We start from the raw sequence: 16,263 nt of genomic DNA, 5'->3' as shown, positions 1-16,263 counted from the left end.
CGGCCGGGCCTCCAGTCGTGTCGCGCGTCATCTGGCATTACCGTTTCCCTGCCCCATTCCTCGCGATCTCGCGCGCACGACCCCGGAGCGGCCAGTGGGTGTACCGCCTGTCCCCCCTGACCTCGTGAGCGGGGGAGACACCGGCAGACCTCTGCCCGCCGACGAGTACGACGCGTTTCTGCGGGACGCGGCGACCCGGGGGCGGGCGAGCAGCGGCTTCCACAACCAGAACTACGTCCTGCCGCTGACCGAGCCGATGGCCCGGCACCTGGGCCGCGAGCCCGGTACCGCCGTGACCGTCAGAGTCCGCAGGTCCGACGCGCTGCCCGTGGTGATCAGGACCTGGCAGAACGAGGCCGCGATCCTGCGGGCGATCCAGGGCGTGCTGCCCAACGTTCCGGCGTGCCTGTTCGAGGGGAACCGCTTCACCATCCACAGCTATGTGGAAGGAGTTCCGCTCTCCGCCGTCTGCCCGGACGACAAGCCGGTGGATCACCTGCTGCTGAAGGACCTGGTGGAGCTGTTCGCCCAGATGACCCAGGTCCGTGGCGCCGCGCTGCCGCCGCTGCCGTCGATCTGGCCCCGGAACCATGCGGACAGCCAGGGGTTCCTGCGGACCCTGGCCCGGATGGCCGACATCCAGATCCGCGAGGCCAACTGGCCCGCGTTCGGGGGGCTGTTCGCGGCCCTGGGCATTCCCGAGGACGCCCTGCTCCGGTTCGCGGACCGGGTGCCCTGGATGGCCCGGCGTCCGTACAGCCTGCTCCACGCCGATCTGCACCGCGACAACCTGATCATGTCGTACGACGGTCCCGCGCCCCTCATCTGCGTCGACTGGGAGCTGGCGAGCTACGGCGACCCCCTGCACGACCTCGCCACCCACCTGGTCCGGATGCGGTACCCGGACCACCAGTGGGACGAGGCCGTCGACGCGTGGGCCGCGGCCATGCAGGCGGTACGGCCCGCCGCCGTGCACGGGACGGCCAAGGACCTACGGCACTACGTGGACTTCGAGCGGGCGCAGTCCGTCTACCCCGACGTGATGCGGGCCGCGCAGTCCCTGGAGGCGTCACTCGACCAGCAGAGCCTGGACCGGGCGACCGCGGCCGTCCGCCGCGCGCTGACGGCGGGTGCCGAACCGCTGCGGCTGCGCACGGTGCCCGGCGACCGGGAGATCGAGCGGATCCTCGCCCGCTGGGCGACGTCCCCGGCCGCCGACGGTACCCGGCGCGGCCGGATCACCGGTGTCATCGAGTGGAAGCCGGACCGGCGGGTCCCGGAGCACCCCGACTTCCCGTACCACGCGGTGTCCGACGCCCTGCTCCTCGAAGGTGCGGCAACGGCCCGCCAGGTGTTCAAGGGCACCGCGCACCTCAACTCGGTGATCCGGGTGCCGGGCATCGAACGTCCCGTGGTGGTCCGCCGCAAGGTGCCCCACGTGCTGCGCCGTGAGCGCAGCTACCTCAGCGAGCACGCGGTGCTGCGAGCGATCGAGCGTTCCCGCGCGCGGGTGGCCGCGCCCCGGGTCCTGGCCCTCGGGGAGAGCCACTCCCACTACCTCTTCGCGCACTCCCGGGACCGCTTCGCCATCCACACCTACGAGGGTCCGGCCGACATCGACCGCAGACCCGACCACCCCGTGAACGGCCTCCTCCCGCACGAGGCCGACCGGCTCGTCGACCAGCTGGTCGAGCTCACTCAGGTCGACTACACCGAGGTCGACCCGGTCGCGTGTCAGCCGTACTTCTACGAGTGGCTCAGCGACCAGCTCTTCGTCCTCGTCGCCGGACTCCCCAAGGAGTCCCAGCAACTGGCCCGCTTCCTCGGCCTGCCCGACGCCGCCCGGCTGCGCGAGATCCTCGGCCGGCACCGGGTCAGTTCCCGAGCGCCCGCCCTGCTGCACGGCGACCTCAACCCCTGGAACCTGGTCCGCCGCGACGACGCGCTCGCCCTGACCATCATCGACTGGGAGATGGCCCTGGTCGGCGACCCGCTGTACGACCTGGTCCGGCACATGCATCTGACGCCGACCCGGCCGGAGATCCGGGACCGGATGTTCCGCCGCTGGGAGCGCCTGCTGCCCGACAGGTTCACCGTGGACTGGCAGCGTGACTGGCGCGTGTACCGGTGGACCGAGATCGTCCGCTCGGCCTACGTCGACCTGGACCGCCTGGTCACCGGCGCGGGCCTGGACGCGCCGAACGTGCGCCGTGCCGTGGACACGTACACCATGACCCTGGCCGCGGCCACCGCCTCCCTGGGGCTCACGGTCCGCCACCGGGCCAACCCCTACCTCACCCGCGCCCTCGCCTGACGCCCGCTGCGTAGGCTCGGTTCCATGGGTGAGACGGGTCTGCGCGCGCGCAAGAAGCGGCGGATGTACGAGGACGTGTCGGACATCGCCGTACGGCTGTTCCTGGCGAAGGGGTTCGACGCGGTGTCGGTCGCGGAGGTGGCGGCCGCGGCCGGTATCTCCAAGCCGACGCTGTTCCGGTACTTCCCGGTCAAGGAGGACCTGGTCCTGCACCGGATCGCCGACCACGAGACGGAGGCCGCGCGGCTGGTCACCGGGGCGGACTCACCCGTCCGCGTGCTGCGGCAGCACTTCCTCGACGGGCTGCGGCGCAACGACCCGATCACCGGGCTCAACGACCACCCCCAGGTCCTCGCCTTCCACACCCTCCTCAACAGCACCGCCACCCTCGTCGGCCGCCAGCACACCTATCTGGAGCGGTCCGAGGCCGCGCTCGCCGAGGCCCTCGGCGGCACCCTGGACGCCCGGCTGGCCGCCGGCCAGATCATCGCCGTACAGCGAATCCTCGCGCAGGACAACTGGCGGCGGATCGCGGCCGGGGAGCGGGTCGAGGAGGTGCGGGCGGACGCGGTACAGGCGGCTGAGCGGGCCTTCGACCGGCTGGAGCGGGCGCTCGCCGACCTCCCTGGTTAAAAATTTAACTCGGTCACGTTTTTTCGTCTACGCTGCTCCCATGCAGCAGGAACTCGACCGCGAACGCGCCTACCACGACACCTGCCGAGCCGCCCTCGCCCGTATGGTCGAAGGCGCCGCCGAGCATGTCGTCACCGGCGAGGACGTCTCCGCCTCCGGCGCGGACGCCGAAGTCCTCGGCTACCGGCTGCGCAGCCGGGCCAAGGAGATGCGCGAGCTGCCCCGGGGCCCGCTGTTCTTCGGCAAGCTGGACTTCGACTCCGGCGAGCACGCCGGGCAGAGCTACCGCATCGGCCGAATGCGGATCAGCGAGGAGCCGACCGCCCCGCCCCTGGTCGTCGACTGGCGGGCCCCCGTCTCCCGCGCCTTCTACCAGGCTGGGCCCGACGAACCGCAGGGCGTCGCGGTACGGCGCCGGTTCGGCTGGGCCCCGGGCAGCCGCGGCGACTCCGCCGACCTCACCGGCTGGGAGGACGAGCGGCTGACCGCGGGCGAGTCCGGCCCCGGCACCCTCCTCGCCCAGGAGATCGAACGGCCCCGCGTCGGCCCCATGCGGGACATCGCCGCCACCATCCAGCCCGACCAGGACGACCTGGTACGCGCCGACCTCACCGCCTCCGTCTGCGTCCAGGGCGCCCCGGGCACCGGGAAGACCGCCGTCGGCCTGCACCGCGCCGCCTACCTCCTGTACACCCATCCCCAGCGCATCCGCCGCTCCGGCCTGCTGATCCTCGGCCCCAACCGCACCTTCCTCTCCTACGTCTCCGAGGTGCTGCCGGCCCTGGGCGAGACGGGCGTACGTCAGACCACCCTCCACGACGAGATCGCCCGCCACCCGGCCACCGGCACCGACTCCGCCCGGGCCGCCGCGCTCAAGCACGACCCCCGGATGGCCGAGGTCCTGCGCCGCGCCCTGTACGCCCATGTGTCCACCGAGGCCGTCCGCCCCCTGTCCCTCTCCGACGGGACCTACACCTGGCGGGTGTCCGCCGCCGCGCTGACTCGGATCGTCGCGGCGGTACGGCGCGAGGAACCGCCGTACGCCGTCGGGCGCGAACGGGTGCGGGGGCGGGCGATGCGGGCCGTACAGCTCCAGGCGGAACGGCGGGCCGGCCCGCAGCCGGCCGCCTGGACCCGCCGCCTCGAACGGTCGCGGGCGATGAGCGCCTGCCTCGACACCGTCTGGCCGAAGGTGCGCCCCGAGGAGGTGCTGGCCGGACTCCTCACGGACGGCGAGGTGCTGGCGCGCGCGGCCGAGGGGCTCCTCGGCCCCGACGAACAGCAGGCCCTGCGCTGGCCGCGGCCGCCGCGCTCGTACAAGTCCGCCCGCTGGTCACCGGCCGACCTCATCCTCCTCGACGAGATCGCGGGGCTCGTCGAACACCCCGAGGGCTACGGCCATGTCGTCGTCGACGAGGCCCAGGACCTCTCTCCCATGGAGTGCCGGGCGATCGCCCGCCGGGCCGTCTTCGGCTCCCTCACCGTCCTCGGTGACCTGGCCCAGGCCACCACGCCCTGGTCGATGCGGAGCTGGGACGCCGTACTGCGCCACCTGGGCAAGCCGGACGCCACGGTCGTCCCGCTCACCACCGGGTTCCGTGTCCCGGCGGCGGTCGTGGACCTGACGAACCGGCTGCTCGAGCGCCTGGGCACGGACGTGCCGCCGGCCAGGTCCTACCGCGCCGACGGAGACCTGACCATCCGGCCGGCGCAGGACGTGCACGCCGCCACGGTCACCGCGGTACGGCAGGCCCTGGCCCGAGAGGGGTCGGTCGGCGTCGTGGCGGCGGACACGCAGGTGGCCGGCGTACGCGCCGCCCTCACCGCCGCGGGGATCGACCCGGCGGACCCGGACCAGCTCGGCGCGAGGGTGGCCGTGGTCCCGGCGAGCCTGGTCAAGGGCCTGGAGTACGACCATGTGGTCGCGGTGGAACCGGCGGCGGTGGCGGAGGGTGAGGAACGCGGGCTGCACCGGCTGTACGTGGTGCTGACCCGCGCGGTGTCGAGGCTGGACGTGGTGCACACGAGGCCGCTGCCGTTCTGAGGGGTCCTGTCCCCGATGCTCCTCTTCCTGGACTTGAAGTGCTCTCCCGGCTGAAGCCGGGAGATTCCTGCTTACCTTGCGGCAGCGGGTTTGACGCGCTTCGCGCGCCTGACGACTGCCCTCCCGGCAGCCGGGATGGGCGCGAGGCCCATCCGGTACAGGTGTAAGACGTTCCGGGCTGCATTGTGGTCGGCGTTGCCCGACCAGCCGCAGTCCGGGTTCTTGCACACGAACACGGCCTGGCGAACACCCCCTTTCACAAGGCGCGTTGGCCGCAAGCAGGCATCCCGGCCCAAGAGGCGAGAGAGGTCAGGACTGCGCGCTCCGGAACGCGAGATACCGGCTGAAGGCTTCGTGGCTGTCGGGGGTGAAGCGCCACTCCAACATTGCCGAGCCGAGCTCCGGCTCGGTCAGCCAGCCATGCCAGGCGACCTCATCGGGATCGGGGACCACGGCGTCCGGCACCACGGCTTCGTGCACGCCGAGCCAGTGAGGGCTCAAACCGCTGCGGTTGATGAACGTGAACAGCAGGCGCGGCAGCGCATGAATGCCCAGCTCTTCGGCCAGCTCCCGCGCGGCGGCCTGTTCATAGGACTCGCCGACATTTGCGGCGCCACCGACCTCGACCTCATAGAGCCCGGGGAAGCGCGACACCTCCTCCGACCGTCGGTGGACGAGGATCCGGCCACGATCATCACGACACACCGTCACGGCGATCCGATGCAGCCAACCCTCCCGGATGGCCTCCCGACGGCTGACCACCCCCAGCACGCGATCTTGACCGTCGACACGCTCCACCAATTCATCCACGACGCACACCCTGGCGGAGCCCACCGACAACGCTGCTTCTCGGCGACCCGCAGAGGCCGCCCCAAGAGCATCTGCACTGGGAGACCGGACGCGGATGACGACAGTTGTCGTGCAAATACGACACCAATCGTGCTCAGGCTCACTCGGCCGTCCGGGTTTGATGCGAGACACTTTTGCAAGCGGGTGCTTGCAATTGTTAGCGAGGGTGGGGCAGGGTGGAGACATGGCATCGCTCAACGTCGGCAATCTCGGTGAGTATCTGCGCGAACAGCGGCGCAACGCGCAGCTGTCGCTCAGGCAGCTCGCCGATGCCGCCGGGGTGTCCAATCCGTACCTGAGCCAAATCGAGCGCGGGCTGCGCAAGCCGAGCGCGGAGGTGCTCCAGCAGGTCGCCAAGGCCCTGCGGATCTCCGCCGAGACGCTGTACGTCCGCGCCGGCATCCTCGACGCCGAGCGGGATCTGAACGAGGTCGAGACCCGTGGGGTCATCCTCGCCGACCCCACCCTCGACGAGCGGCAGAAGCAGGTGCTGCTCCAGATCTACGAGTCGTTCCGGAAAGAGAACGGCTTCGGGTCGGGCGAGGAGAGCACGAGTGCCACCGGCAGCGAGGCCGGCGGCATGGCGGGCGACGGCAGTGACACCGGCAGCGACGCCGACAGCGAGACCGATCCGCGGCGGACGGCCGGATGAGCCGGCCAAGCGCGCCGACCGCCGCGCCGCGGACCACAAAACCCTCAGCCGAACGTGAATCCGGGAGGACCATCACCATGGCCATCACCGACGACCTGCGCAAGACCCTCAGCGACCCGACTCCGCTCTACTTCGCCGCCGGCACCGCCGACCTCGCCCTCCAGCAGGCCAGGAAGGTCCCCGGCCTGGTCGAGCAGCTGCGCACCGAGGCCCCGGCCCGTATCGAGGCCGTCCGCAAGGCCGACCCGAAGGCCGTGCAGGAGAAGGCCGCCAGCCGCGCCAAGGAGGCCGGCGCCAAGGCCAAGGAGGCCCAGGCCAGCCTCCAGGCCAAGGTAAACGACTTCATCGTCTCCCTCGACGGCGACCTCAAGAAGCTCGGCGAGTCCGCCCAGGACTTCGCCCTGCGCCAGGTCGGCGTGGCCGCCGAGTACGCCGTCAAGGCCCGCGAGACCTACGAGAAGGTCGCCGAGCACGGCGAGCAGGCCGTGAAGACCTGGCGTGGCGAGGCCGCCGACGAGATCGAGGAGCTGGCCATCGCCGTCGAGGGCAAGCCCGAGCCGGTCGAGGTCAAGGGCGAGGAGAAGAAGGCGGAGCAGCCGAAGGCCGCCGAGGCCAAGCCGGCCGCGATGAAGAAGGCCCCGGTCGCCAACGCCAAGGTCGCCAACGCCAAGAAGGCCCCGGCGCCCCGCAAGGCCACACCGGTCAGGAAGACCACCCCGCCGGCCAAGTAACGGGCACCGCGACGGGACACGCGGGCCGGGCACTCCTCGGGTGTCCGGCCCGTTATCGGTGTAGCGGTAACCCCAGCGGGTACGGTGGCCGCGTCGGAACAAGCCGAAACGGGTGGTGGACGTTGTGCTGATGCAGGGCTTCTCGAGTTTCCTGGGCCTGCTCTACCTCGCCATGCTGGTCCTCGCCGTGGTGGCGCTGGTCATGGCCGTGCTCTTCCGGGACGATGCCTACCGGGCCGCCGGCAAGCAGAACAAGGGGTTCTGGCTGATCATCCTCGGCATCACGGTCGTGGTGAACCTCCTGGTGCCCATGCTCTTCCTCCAGCTGGCGGGCCTGGTTGCCACGATCGTCTTCTTCGTCGACGTCCGCCCGGCCCTCAGGCAGGTCTCAGGAGGCCGCTTCGGTCGCCGCGGCGGAGGCAGCAGCAGCGACGGCCCGTACGGCCCGTACAACGGCGGCCGGTGACCTCGCGAGGGCGGCGCGCACCCGCTGAGGGCGCCCGCTGAGGCACTCGCCCAGTGCGACGCGCCCCAAAGGGGCGCGGGGAACTGCGCGACCAGCCACAACGCACCCTTCGACGGCCTACGACAGCACCCCCACCGCGGGCAGCCGATCAGGCCCCCCGCTGCGGGCTGCCGCTCAGGCCCCCCGCTGCGGGCTGCCGCTCAGACCACCCGCTCCCGGTCCAGCAGCACAACCGCCACGTCATCCGTCAGCTCGCCACCATTGAGCTGCCGCACCTCGTTCACCGCCGCCCGCAGCAACGCCTCCCCGCTCAGCCCCTCGGCCAGCTGCCGCCGCACCATCTCGACCATCCCCTCCTGACCGAGCCGCTCCCCGCCCGAGCCCACGCGGCCCTCGATCAGCCCGTCCGTGTAGAGCATCAGGCTCCACTCGGCGCCCAGCTCCACCTGCATCCGCGGCCAGCGGGCACCCCGCAGCAGCCCCAGCGCCGGCCCGTTGTTTTCGTACGGCAGCAGCTCCGCCGGCCGCCCGGGCCGGGCGATCAGCGGTGCCGGATGGCCGGCCAGGCACAGCCCGGCCCGGCGCCCGTCCGGCGCTATGTCGACCGTGCAGAGCGTCGCGAAGATCTCCTCGTCGGACCGCTCGTGCTCCAGCACCTCCTGCAGCGTGCCCAGCAGCTCGTCGCCGCACAGCCCCGCCAGGGTCAGCGCACGCCAGGCTATCCGCAGCTCCACTCCGAGCGCGGCCTCGTCCGGGCCGTGGCCGCAGACGTCGCCGATCATCGCGTGCACGGTCCCGTCGGGCGTGCGCACGGTGTCGTAGAAGTCACCGCCGAGCAGCGCGCGGGAGCGGCCGGGGCGGTAGCGCGCGGCGAAGCGCAACGAGGAGCCGTCCAGGAGCGGCGTGGGCAGCAGGCCCCGCTCGAGGCGGCGGTTCTCCTGCGCCCGCATCCGTCCCTCCGCGAGCTTGCGCTCGACCGTGAGGGAACGCTTGCGCTCGACGGCGTAGCGGATGGCGCGGCTCAGCAGTCGGCCGTCCAGTTCGTCCCGGAAGAGGTAGTCCTGCGCGCCGACGCGCACGGCCTCGGCGCCGCGCTCGGCGTCATCGGAAGCGGTGAGCGCGAGCACGGCGTGCCGGGGCGCGAGCTTGAGCACGTGCTTGAGCACGGCGAGCTCGTCGGCGTCGTCGTCGGCGCGGCCCGGCGCCGGCAGCGCCAGGTCCAGCAGGATGCAGTGGACGTCGTCGGTCAGCAGTCGCTCGGCCTCGGTGAGGTTGCGGGCGGTGCGGACGCGGATCGAGTTGCCGGAGGCGTCCCGCAACTCGGGCAGGACCGGCGAACCGGACGGATCGTCCTCGATCAGCAGCATGGTGAGAGTGGTGCCGCCGCTGTTCGGGGCGACGGCTTCCGTGCGGTTGACCTCTTCCTTGAGGGGGCCGCCGCCCTGTGCGGGCATGGCGACCGGCGCCTGACCACTCTCCACGGCCGGGATCGCTCTCTGCCGCGGTACGGGTACGGGCATCGTGTTGGGTTCCTTCCCTCCCCCCGAGGGCATGGCGGGGCGAGGGACCTCGACCCACCCGACGGGGACCATAGCGGTACTGGCCACCGCAGCGGAATGGTGTGAGCCGCGTCGCTCTGGCTCGAGCCGTTGGCATATGCCGCGCGCCGTAACGCAGTTGGACAGAACGGCCGTCCGGCGGGGATGACGAAGGTCACGTGGTGCCCGGGTTTCAGCGGGCGTTGGCGTGCACTGGGTCACATGACGCAGCTCACGAAAGGGACATCACAGGCAAAGGGGGCGCTCGGAGGGAATGGTCAGGCGTCCGGCCGTACCACGCCGAGAATCGGCATCGTCCCGGCGCCGCCGATCGACACCGTCCGCCCCGGGCGCGGGGCTTGGATGATCGCGCCGTCGCCGATGTACATGGCGACATGGCTGGCGTCGTCGAAATAGATGATCAGGTCGCCGGGGCGCATGTCCTTGACGTCGATGTGCCTGAGCTGTTTCCACTGCTCCTGCGAGGTGCGCGGGATCGGCTGCCCCGCGCTCGCCCAGGCCTGCGAGGTCAGTCCGGAGCAGTCGTACGAGTCCGGGCCCTCCGCGCCCCACACGTACGGCTTGCCGATCTGGGCGGTGGCGAAGGCGACCGCCTTCTTGCCCGCCGCGGACGCCTTGCCGTGGATCTCGTCGAGTATCCCGGTGCCCAGCCAGGCGGTCTGCGCCTGGTAGGCGGCCTCCCGCTCCAGCTCGGCGAGCCGCTCCTTCTGCTTCTTCTCCAGCGTCGACTGGAGCTTCTCGGCGGCGGCGATCCGCTGCGTGATCTTCTTCTTCGCGGCGGCCTTCGCCCTGCGGCCGGCCTCCAGTCTGTTCCACTGGTCGGCCGCGTCCGCCGCGTACTGCTTCAAGTCCTGCTGGGTCCGGGTCAGTTCCCTGATCAGGCCCTTGGTGGCCCGCTCGCCCTGGAGCACCCGCCCGGCCCCGTCCAGGAACTGCGAGGGGTTGTCGCTCAGCAGCAGCTTGGCGCTGTCCGGCAGCCCGCCGGTGCGGTACTGGGCGGCTGCCGCCCGGCCCGCCCGCGCCTTCAGCCCGTCGAGCTTCTGCTGCCCCCTGACGATCTTCTTGGCCAGGTCGACGATCTCGGCGGACTGTTTCGCGGCGGCTTCCTCGGCGGCGTTGTACGCGTCGGTGGCGACGGCCGCATCATGGTAGAGATCGTCCAGTTTCTCCCGTACGGCCTCAAGGTCCTTGTCCGGCGGGAGAGTCACGGAGGCGCTGGGGGACCCGCTCGGGGAGGGTGTGGGGCTCGGTGCCGCGAACGCCGTGCCGGGCGCGGCCAGTACGGTCACGGCGACAGTCACCGCGCAGACCACGGTCACGGCCGCTGTCAGGATCCCGCGACGCCCGCCCGGCCGGACGCCGTACTTGTCCGGTCCCATGACCCGCCCCCCAAACTGATTAACCGTCAGCAACCTGCAACTCGGGGTGGATCGTGCCATGTCACGCCGCAAACCGACAGAGGTAACGGCAGGTGGATTCCTCCCCGGTTTCCCCCCGAGCATGACGATCTCCCCGCCTTTGTGACGAACGACTCACCGGGATCGTTCCCGGACCCGCCGCCCTCAGGCCGAGGGCGCCAACGCCTCCCAGGTCACCGTCACTTCCCCCTGCCGCCAGCGCGCCACCGAGTCCGTCACCGGCCAGTCGCCGGTCAGATCCCGCACCGCCCGGATCCACCGCTGCCGGGCGCCGTACGAGGCGTAGGGCACGGCGGCCGCCCAGGCGCGGTCGAAGTCCCGCAGGAACGCGTGCACCGGCTCGCCCGGCACATTGCGGTGGATCAGCGCCTTGGGCAGCCGTTCGGCGAGGTCCGACGGCCGTTCCAGGGAGCCGAGCCGGGTCGCGAACGTCACCGTCCGGGGCCCCTCGGGCCCGAGCGCGACCCACACATGCCGCCGCCCGATCTCGTCGCAGGTCCCCTCGACCAGCAGCCCTCCGGGCGCGAGCCGTGCACACAGCCGCGCCCAGACGGCGGCGACCTCGCTCTCGTCGTACTGCCGCAGCACATTGGCCGCGCGAATGAGCAACGGCCGCCCGGGGAGCGGGATCTCGAACCCGCCGTGCCGGAAGGCGAGCCCTGCGCGCTCGTACGGCTTCGCGGCGGCGACCCGGTCGGGCTCGATCTCGATCCCGACGACACGCGCGCGCGGCGCGACGGTACGCAGCCGCCCGAGCAGTTCGACGGCGGTCCAGGGAGCGGCGCCGTAACCCAGGTCGACAGCCACGGGGTCAACGGTGCGACGCAGCGCGGCACCGTGCGTGGCGGCGATCCACCGGTCCATGCGGCGCAGCCGGTTGGGGTTGGTGGTCCCGCGCGTCACCGTTCCCACGGGGCGGGCAGCGGCGCGGGCATTCATGCCTACGAGAGTAAAGCGCCTCGTGAGGGGCAGGCGCGGGACTGTGTCCACCAGCGGACCACCCCACGCCTCTCCCTCCCGAACGGTTGAGCGACCACAGGTAATGCTCCGGTAAAAACCCCACCCCCCGGAATGGGAATCCACCCCTCCGCGTTGCACTCCCAGAGGGAACCGCACGCCCTCCCACCGGCATGCCCGCACCAAGGAGGACCGCCACGTGAGCCAGTACGTCAGCAGGCTCGGGCGCCGCTCCCCGTCGGCTGCTGCCCGGCTTCTCCGCAGCCGCCGCCCGCGCCGCGTCGCCATGCTCTCCGTGCACACCTCACCGCTCCACCAGCCCGGCACCGGCGATGCCGGCGGCATGAACGTCTACATCGTCGAGCTGGCGCAGCGCCTCGCCGCGATCAACATCGACGTCGAGATCTTCACCCGGGCCACCTCCGGCGGCCTCCCGCCAACCGTCGAACTCGCCCCCGGTGTCCTCGTCCGGCACGTCGACGCCGGCCCCTACGAGGGCCTCGCCAAGGAGGACCTCCCGGCCCAGCTGTGCGCCTTCACGCACGGTGTGATGCAGGCCTGGGCCGGCCACCGCCCCGGCTACTACGACCTCGTCCACTCGCACTACTGGCTCTCCGGCCACGTCGGCTGGCTCGCCGCCCAGCGCTGGGGCGTCCCCCTCGTGCACGCGATGCACACCATGGCCAAGGTCAAGAACGCCAGCTTGGCCGACGGCGACACCCCCGAGCCCGCCGCCCGGGTGATCGGCGAGACCCAGATCGTGTCCGCGGCCGACCGCCTCATCGCGAACACCTCCGAAGAGGCCGACGAACTCGTACGCCACTACTGCGCCGACCCCGCCAAGGTCGCCGTCGTCCACCCCGGTGTGAACCTCGAACGCTTCCGCCCCGCCGACGGCCGCGCGGCCGCCCGCGCCCGCCTGGACCTCCCGCAGGACGCGCTGATCCCGCTCTTCGCCGGCCGCATCCAGCCCCTGAAGGCCCCCGACGTACTGCTCAGGGCCGTGGCCGTCCTCCTCGACGAGCGGCCCGAGCTGCGCTCGCGGATCGTCGTACCGATCGTCGGCGGCCCCAGCGGCAGCGGCCTCGCCAAGCCGGAGGGGCTGCAGAAGCTGGCCGCGCGGCTCGGTGTGGCGGACGTCGTCCGGTTCCGGCCGCCGGTCGGCCAGGAGCAGCTGGCGGACTGGTTCCGGGCGGCCTCCGTGCTGGTCATGCCGTCCTACAGCGAGTCCTTCGGCCTGGTGGCGGTAGAGGCACAGGCGGCCGGCACCCCCGTACTCGCCGCCTCGGTCGGAGGTCTGCCCGTGGCCGTACGGGACGGCGAGACGGGCTTCCTGGTGCGGGGTCACGATCCCGCCGACTACGCGCGCGTGCTGGGCCGTTTCGCCGACGACCCCTCGCTGGTGGACCGTTTCGGCAACGCCGCCGCCCGGCACGCCCGGTCGTTCGGCTGGGACACCGCGGCCGCCGCCACCGCCGACGTCTACATGGCCGCGACCCAGTCCCACCGCCGTCGCGTACGCTCGGCCCATGGGTGATGTGGACAAGGCCGCACAGGTCATCGTAGGTGCCCTGAAGGACGCCGACGTGGAGTGGGAGAGCCCCGGGCCCGGCAACTACGTCGTACAGCTCCCCGGAACCCGCAAGCTGAAGACGACGGTCTCCCTCCTCGTCGGCCGCCACTCCCTCTCGCTCAACGCCTTCGTCATCCGGCACCCCGACGAGAACGAACCGGCCGTCCACCGCTGGCTCCTTGAGCGCAACCTGAAGCTGTACAGCGTGAGTTACGCCGTCGACCGCCTCGGCGACGTCTACGTCACCGCCAGGCTCCCGCTCGCCTCCGTCACCCCCGCCGAGATCGACCGCCTGCTCGGCCAGGTCCTGGAGGCCGCGGACGGCGCCTTCAACACCCTGCTGGAGCTGGGCTTCGCCGCCGCGATCCGCAAGGAGTACGCGTGGCGGGTGTCCCGGGGCGAGTCGACCCGAAATCTGGACGCGTTCACCCATCTGATCGAACGCTCTGCTGACTGACTCCAGGCCCAGACCTGATTGACCCCTGCACGACTCTTACGACGTGACTGGGTGTCGTGGCATGCTCACGGCCGACGCACATATGAACGTCGTTCACAACCATGAAAATCCGCCATGGGAAGGACGTACGGAATGAGCACCGCGCACCACGGCATGACAAGACGGAGCCTCCTCGCCGGCGCCACGGCGGTCGCCGCGACCGCCGTGGCGGGCCCCACCGCCCACGCAGCGGGCTCCACCGCCCAGCCATCGGGCGCACCGGGCGCGGAAGTCCCGTCTCTGTGGCGGGAGTTCGTCCGCACCCCCTTCACCCACCCGCTGATCCCGTACGTCGGCCGGGCCGGAGCGGCGCGGATCCGCCGCCTTCCCGTGGTGGCCGACGTCCGCGCGTACGGCGCGGTGGCCGACGGCGTCACCGACTGCGCCCCCGCGATCAACCGTGCCATCGCCGCTGCCGCCAGGGCCGGCGGTGGCACGGTCGCCATCCCGCCCGGCACCTTCCGCATCGACGGCCTGGTCCATCTCGCCTACGACAACGTGGTGCTGCGCGGCGCCGGCAGCGGCCGTACCACGCTGTACGCGACGAAGAACCTCACCGAGCTGATCGGTCCGTACGGCTCCCGTTACGGCGGCACGAAGTCGGCGTGGTCCTGGGCGGGCGGCCTGATCTGGCTGGCGCCGAAGGCCCGTTGGGACTCCCTGGTCGCCGCGATCGAGGCGCGGGACTGGCCGTTCGAGGGCTGGACCGGCAACAAACGTGACGAGTGGGAGCAGTTGACCCCCGTCGCATCCGCCCGCCGGGGCGACTGGACGGTCACCGTCACCGACCCCTCCCGGCTGCGCCCCGGCCGCCTGGTCCTCCTGCGCGTCTGCGACGACACCGCCCACACCCTCCTCCAGCACATGTCGGGCGGCGGCCCCGGCCCGGCCGCGTACTACTGGGAGGACAAGACCAAGCTGCTGTCCTACGTCCCCTACGAATGGCCGGTCCGCATCACGGCCGTGCACGGCCGGCGGGTGACGCTGGAGCGCCCGCTCCCGGTCGACCTGCGCCCCGAATGGAACCCGCTGTTCACCACTCACGTCCGTGAACTGACCGGCTCCGGAGTCGAGGGGCTCACCCTGGACGTGGTCGAGACCCCGCAGTCCACGCACCTCCTCGACAAGGGCTACAACGGGGTCGTCCTGCAGTGCGCGTACGACTGCTGGGTGGACGACGTCACGGTCCGCAACGTCGACAACGGCTTCGGCCTGGTCGCCGCCTCCGCCTGCACCCTGCGCCGCACCCGGGTCGGCGGCCGGGGCGAGCACCACCCCTACTTCTGCCGCGAGGGCTCGCACGACAACCTGATCGAGGACTTCACCGTCGAACAGCGCACGGTCCCGGCCCCGTCCGACACCCAGCTCCACGGCATCAACGTCGAGGGTCTGTCGTCGTACAACGTGTGGTCGCGCGGCGAGATGCAGATGGGCACCTTCGACTCCCACCGCGGTCTGCCCTTCGGCAACGTCCGCACCGACATCACGGTGAACAACAACGGCCGCCACGGCGGCGACGCCAACGCGGGGCCGCTGTTCGGGGCACGCTTCACGCACTGGAACGTGCGCGTCACCAACGGCCGCGCGGGCCTGATGAGGCTGGACGGCCTCGCCCCCTGGTCCGCGACGGTCGGACTGAACGAGGTGACCGACTTCGACCAGGTCGACGTACCGGACTTCACCGGCGACCTGCACTCCCGCCTTGAGCTGTACGGCACATGGGACGCGGTGCGGCCCCGGAACCTGTACGAGGCTCAGCGCGCGCTGCCCCGGTAACGCCCGGGGGTCACCCCCACGAGCTTCTTGAAGTGCCGGGTGAGATGGGCCTGGTCGTAGAAGCCGGTGACGGTGGCCGTCTCGCCGGGCGGGACACCGTCGAGCAGCAGCCGGCGGGCGCGGCCCACCCGGCGGGACATCAGGTACTGGTGCGGGGCGATGCCGTAAGCGCCGCTGAACGCGCGTACCAGGTGGGCGGGGTGTGCGTGCAGCAGCCGTGCGGCCTCGTCCAGGGCGAGCCCCTCGCCGACCCGCTCGTCGAGGAGCTCGCGCAGGGCGCCGGCGAGGACCGGATCGGGGGGCCTCGGTGCTGCCACGAGCCGGGGGCGGAGCAGGCCGCGCAGCCGCTCGCCGATGAGGGTGAGCCGGCTCTCGGCCTCCAGTTCGTCGCCGGGGCGGGCGAGGGAGGCGTGCAGCCGGCCGACGCGCCGCCGCAGCAGCGGATCCCGCAGGTCGGGTCCTTCGACGGCCGCGCCGATGAGCTCGTCCCCGAGGAGCGTCTCGTCCAGGTACACCACACGCTTGCGGAAGCCGTCAGCGGTGGCGGGGGAGCCGTTGTGCGGCACATGCGGCGGCAGCAGCGACACGGTGTCGCCCGGCGTGCCGTGCTCATGCCGTTCGAGGTCGTACCGTACGGCGCCGTCGTCCACGATGAGCAGCGTCCAGGCGTCATGGACGTGCATCGGATAGGCGTACTCGGTGAAGTGCGCGTGGAAGACCTCGGTGACGCCCGGGACACGGGGGCGCCAGGCGGTGACTTCCTCCGTGAGGTGCTGCCGGGCGGCCATGCAAAGA

The 16,263-nt window shown here is 71.7% G+C and carries 14 protein-coding genes and 1 pseudogene; 9 read left to right on the top strand and 6 right to left on the bottom strand.

Annotation, left to right across the window (positions count from 1 at the left end):
- The first annotated feature begins 94 nt into the window (after positions 1 to 94).
- From ACZ7OO_RS20720 to ACZ7OO_RS20710, 3 genes are read left to right on the top strand one after another with little or no spacing between them, the layout of a single operon-like run.
- The gene (locus ACZ7OO_RS20720) at positions 95 to 2,314 is read left to right on the top strand and encodes a phosphotransferase (RefSeq protein WP_471506330.1); all 2,220 of its coding nucleotides are present in this window, start codon (positions 95 to 97) and stop codon (positions 2,312 to 2,314) included.
- Between the two features lie 24 nt (positions 2,315 to 2,338).
- Entirely contained in the window at positions 2,339 to 2,947 is a 609-nt protein-coding gene (locus ACZ7OO_RS20715) for a TetR family transcriptional regulator (RefSeq protein WP_471506328.1), read from the top strand.
- 40 nt (positions 2,948 to 2,987) lie between these two features.
- Positions 2,988 to 4,991: a HelD family protein gene (locus tag ACZ7OO_RS20710; protein WP_471506326.1), complete on the top strand. Its 2,004-nt coding sequence runs from the start codon at positions 2,988 to 2,990 to the stop codon at positions 4,989 to 4,991.
- 71 nt (positions 4,992 to 5,062) lie between these two features.
- Here ACZ7OO_RS20710 and ACZ7OO_RS20705 read toward each other — a convergent pair.
- Both ACZ7OO_RS20705 and ACZ7OO_RS20700 read right to left on the bottom strand, forming a co-directional pair.
- A pseudogene (locus ACZ7OO_RS20705) lies at positions 5,063 to 5,233 on the bottom strand (RNA-guided endonuclease TnpB family protein); the annotation flags it as partial.
- A 67-nt stretch (positions 5,234 to 5,300) separates the two neighbouring features.
- A complete protein-coding gene (locus tag ACZ7OO_RS20700; protein WP_471506324.1) occupies positions 5,301 to 5,801 on the bottom strand; it encodes an NUDIX hydrolase in 501 nt (166 codons plus the stop codon).
- Between the two features lie 223 nt (positions 5,802 to 6,024).
- Between ACZ7OO_RS20700 and ACZ7OO_RS20695 the strand changes: the two genes are divergently transcribed.
- The 3 genes from ACZ7OO_RS20695 to ACZ7OO_RS20685 all read left to right on the top strand — a co-directional run bounded on the left by ACZ7OO_RS20695 (position 6,025) and on the right by ACZ7OO_RS20685 (position 7,689).
- Entirely contained in the window at positions 6,025 to 6,492 is a 468-nt protein-coding gene (locus ACZ7OO_RS20695; protein WP_471506322.1) for a helix-turn-helix domain-containing protein, read from the top strand.
- A 77-nt stretch (positions 6,493 to 6,569) separates the two neighbouring features.
- Positions 6,570 to 7,223, top strand: a complete 654-nt coding sequence (locus ACZ7OO_RS20690; protein WP_471506320.1) for a hypothetical protein — start codon at positions 6,570 to 6,572, stop codon at positions 7,221 to 7,223.
- Positions 7,224 to 7,353: 130 nt separating this feature from the next.
- Positions 7,354 to 7,689 carry a DUF2516 family protein gene (locus ACZ7OO_RS20685; RefSeq protein WP_471506318.1) on the top strand — a complete coding sequence of 112 codons (336 nt, stop codon included), beginning with the start codon at positions 7,354 to 7,356 and terminating at the stop codon, positions 7,687 to 7,689.
- Positions 7,690 to 7,889: 200 nt separating this feature from the next.
- On the opposite strand, the gene ACZ7OO_RS20680 is transcribed toward ACZ7OO_RS20685, so the two are convergent.
- From ACZ7OO_RS20680 to ACZ7OO_RS20670, 3 genes are all read right to left on the bottom strand, one after another.
- Positions 7,890 to 9,209, bottom strand: coding sequence for a PP2C family protein-serine/threonine phosphatase (locus ACZ7OO_RS20680; protein WP_471506316.1), 1,320 nt, complete (start codon positions 9,207 to 9,209; stop codon positions 7,890 to 7,892).
- 296 nt (positions 9,210 to 9,505) lie between these two features.
- Positions 9,506 to 10,627, bottom strand: coding sequence for a C40 family peptidase (locus ACZ7OO_RS20675; protein WP_471506314.1), 1,122 nt, complete (start codon positions 10,625 to 10,627; stop codon positions 9,506 to 9,508).
- 183 nt (positions 10,628 to 10,810) lie between these two features.
- Positions 10,811 to 11,605: a class I SAM-dependent methyltransferase gene (locus ACZ7OO_RS20670; RefSeq protein ID WP_471506312.1), complete on the bottom strand. Its 795-nt coding sequence runs from the start codon at positions 11,603 to 11,605 to the stop codon at positions 10,811 to 10,813.
- 217 nt (positions 11,606 to 11,822) lie between these two features.
- Here ACZ7OO_RS20670 and mshA point away from each other — a divergent pair, with 217 nt between their 5' ends.
- The 3 genes from mshA (at position 11,823) to ACZ7OO_RS20655 (ending at position 15,468) form a co-directional block, all read left to right on the top strand.
- A complete protein-coding gene (gene mshA, locus ACZ7OO_RS20665) occupies positions 11,823 to 13,160 on the top strand; it encodes a D-inositol-3-phosphate glycosyltransferase (protein WP_471506310.1) in 1,338 nt (445 codons plus the stop codon).
- Positions 13,153 to 13,653: a type III secretion system chaperone family protein gene (locus ACZ7OO_RS20660; protein ID WP_471506308.1), complete on the top strand. Its 501-nt coding sequence runs from the start codon at positions 13,153 to 13,155 to the stop codon at positions 13,651 to 13,653. Before mshA ends, ACZ7OO_RS20660 begins: the two co-directional genes overlap by 8 nt.
- A 132-nt stretch (positions 13,654 to 13,785) precedes the next feature.
- Positions 13,786 to 15,468: a glycosyl hydrolase family 28-related protein gene (locus ACZ7OO_RS20655; RefSeq protein ID WP_471506306.1), complete on the top strand. Its 1,683-nt coding sequence runs from the start codon at positions 13,786 to 13,788 to the stop codon at positions 15,466 to 15,468.
- Here the strand turns inward: ACZ7OO_RS20655 and ACZ7OO_RS20650 are convergent.
- Positions 15,447 to 16,256, bottom strand: a complete 810-nt coding sequence (locus tag ACZ7OO_RS20650; RefSeq protein WP_471506304.1) for a helix-turn-helix transcriptional regulator — start codon at positions 16,254 to 16,256, stop codon at positions 15,447 to 15,449. The genes ACZ7OO_RS20655 and ACZ7OO_RS20650 overlap by 22 nt on opposite strands.
- Positions 16,257 to 16,263: the final 7 nt, after the last annotated feature.

It is taken from the genome of Streptomyces sp. NPDC111744, assembly GCF_055634995.1.
Note: the sequence above shows the minus strand (reverse complement) of the source record. Positions and strands in the feature narration are given on the sequence as shown.